This is a genomic window from Candidatus Hodarchaeum mangrovi (assembly GCF_975850365.1).
In genome coordinates this window covers 1-2729 of sequence record NZ_CDLCQJ010000035.1, presented here as the reverse complement: position 1 = coordinate 2729, position 2729 = coordinate 1, and the positions used below count along the sequence as shown (strand labels likewise).

The 2729-nt window shown below is 32.6% G+C and carries 3 protein-coding genes; all 3 read right to left on the bottom strand.

The window, feature by feature from the left end; all coding sequences use genetic code 11:
- Positions 1 to 797, bottom strand: a 797-nt coding sequence (locus tag ACWVCY_RS04180; RefSeq protein ID WP_455140521.1) for an ABC transporter permease subunit, incomplete at its 3' end; no start/stop codon positions are given.
- A gap of 13 nt (positions 798 to 810) precedes the next feature.
- Positions 811 to 1725 (bottom strand): ABC transporter ATP-binding protein, encoded by a 915-nt coding sequence (locus ACWVCY_RS04175; protein WP_455140519.1) that lies wholly within the window; start codon positions 1723 to 1725, stop codon positions 811 to 813.
- A partial coding sequence (locus ACWVCY_RS04170; RefSeq protein ID WP_455140517.1) for an ABC transporter permease occupies positions 1725 to 2729 on the bottom strand: 1005 nt, incomplete at its 5' end. The genes ACWVCY_RS04170 and ACWVCY_RS04175, both read right to left, overlap by 1 nt.

Sequence of the window (2729 nt, the reverse complement as noted above, 5' to 3'; positions counted from 1 at the left end):
TCTTTTTTACGCATAAAAAAACATCCAAGAAACAAGAAACCAAGAATTAATCCTATACAAATTAATAAAGAAGTAAATGGTTCAAAATCAATTATAATGAAATCAATGTAATTTGGTAACAGATATTTGGAAGCAACATAATTAATATGATTAGAAATAGAAAAAGGAGAGTTCCCAGTCAAACTTCCAAAAATAAATTGACTAAAGAAAGCCTCAAAATAAGCAATTGCTAATCCCAACCCGAATGCATTTTTATCAATCCATACTCCTAAAAAAAGGAAGATTGTGGCATAAACACTGAACCATAACCCTAAATAAATCCATACTTTAATTAATTCCAATGAATTTTCTAATAATCCAATTGATTCTGGAACAAGTAAAATAAATCCAAAATACAAGATTAAAGAATCTATAATGACAATAACCAACCCAATGAGCATGATTGTTATCCATTTGGCTATAACAATTTCTTCACGAGTAACTGGTCGGGATAATAATTGACTAACTGTTTTATTTTCTTTTTCATCTGCTATAGCAGATACACCTAATACCAAGGTAATAAGTGGCATGATAATAAAACTAAAAATAGAAGAAGGCCCAATAAGCTCAATATAATCTTCAAAATCGGGAAATTGTAAATTACCTGTAGTGAGAAGGGGTAAAATACTAATTAAAATTAATATGTAAGTCTTTTTATCAACAATATACTTATTTAAAAATAATTTTACTAATAGAGCTTCTCGTGTAATGAAAGACGGTGTATATTGAGAAGAAGTCTTTTGATATGAAATTGTCATAATTTTTTTCTCCTTACGTTAAATATTCAAATATCGCTTCAATATTGTCTGTAGTACTTTCGAGATGATTAATAGTTAAATTGTTCTCTGCAACGATTCGCGTGAAAATAGAGTAAAATTTACTAGGTTCATTTGTAATAGCAGTTAATTTATTATCTGTTTCGCCAAAGTTCAGAGATTTTAGTATTGATTCATCAATTAAGAGTTTAGAAAGAAGTGACAATTGATCTTTTGGAGCTTGAATCAATATTTGATGTGGAAATTGATCAATTAATGCTAGAATATCAGCAGGAGCGCCTTCTGCCAAAGTTTGACCCCGATGAATGAGAATCATCCGTGAACTCATTTCATCTAATTCATATAAGATATGACTTGAAATAAGTATTGTAGCTCCCTCTTTATTTAACTCTGACATTAACTCTTTCATTTCACGACGACCCAAAGGATCAAGTCCCCCTACTGGTTCATCTAATACCAATAAATCTGGATTATGTATAATCGCTGCAGCAATTTTTAATCGTTGTTTCATTCCTTTGGAATAGGCACCTATTTTTTTTCCCGTAATTGCCAGGCCAACTTTATTCATTGCCTCTTTAGTAGCTACTTCTGCCTGTTCTCGTGGTAATAACAATCTTGCTAAAGATGATACAAATTGATGTCCTTTCATCCAAGGATAAATATCTTCGTGTTCTGAAACATAACCTAATTTCCTTTTTAAACCAGGATTATTCATAGGATTCTCTCCTAGAACAGTCACCGTACCTGCATTAGGATAAATCTCGCCCACGATTAATTTTAAGGTTGTACTCTTTCCCGCTCCATTTGGGCCAAGAAATCCTGTTATAGAACCCTCTTTAACATTCATACTCAAATTTGAGATCGCGACAACATCTCCAAAGGATTTCGAAATCTCCTCCAATTCAATCATTAATTACTATGCCTCCTATAAACTTGGAAAATGACAATGAGGAGTCCAAGGATTATGTATAATCCTAAAACGCCTAAAACTGCCCAACTTTCGATTCCAACTCCATCCGCAAGATTCAGGAGATGATCTCTGCCTAAAAGATCTATTTCAATCAAAGTTTCTCCATTTAAGATATATGAACTTAGTAGTAACATGGTAAGGACGTCAAACAATAGTTGGAACCCCACGTCTCCTCCTCCAGAATTTGCTAGGAAAGGAATTATCATACTCAAGAGAAAAATAGACATGAATACTGCTAATCCTGTATAAAGTCGTCTTGATGACAGGGAAGAAAATGCCAAGATAATACTAGCATAAGTAAGACTTATTAGCTCAGTAAATACAATAACATGAACTAATATTGGAAGAGCTTGTATGAAATCGATTCCTCCTAAACCAATAAATAATAGGAAGAATTCGATGACATAGGGAAGGGTAATCATTATGTTTCCAAATAAGAAGAAGGCCCCAAATTTGCCTAAGATGTATTCATGCTTTTCAAGCTTAGAATAATAAATTTCATTTGTCTTATTGCTTATATCATCTGAAATTAAACCTGATCCAATTAATACACATAAAATGAGAATGAAGAAACTCATTCCTCCTATTGAAAATCCAAAATCCATTTCATCTCCTCCATTCCCTCCTTCTCCTGAAATTTGAGTTTGGAAACTCACCAATCCTCTAACTAGTTCAATTAATGTATTTTCTAGTAGTTTTGTTGTTGTAAGTGTTGGATCACCAAGAAGCATGAAATCCTTCATCGTAAGAACAAATAAATTTGTGATAACTAATGTAAAGATTTGAATTCCAAATAGTATTTTTACTGCCCTTGAGCGATCCCATTCATGAGCCCACCATTGCCAAGAAATCGACCATAGACGGTATATTCTTCCTTTTCGAATTCCAGTAAAAGGGCGAAATGAAAATTTTCTGACATACGCATCATTGGTAATTTTTTCGTT

What these genes read in the sequence shown, in the direction of transcription:
- ACWVCY_RS04175 (WP_455140519.1), bottom strand. Translation starts at nt 1,725, where the DNA reads ATGATTGAATTGGAGGAGATTTCGAAATCCTTTGGAGATGTTGTCGCG.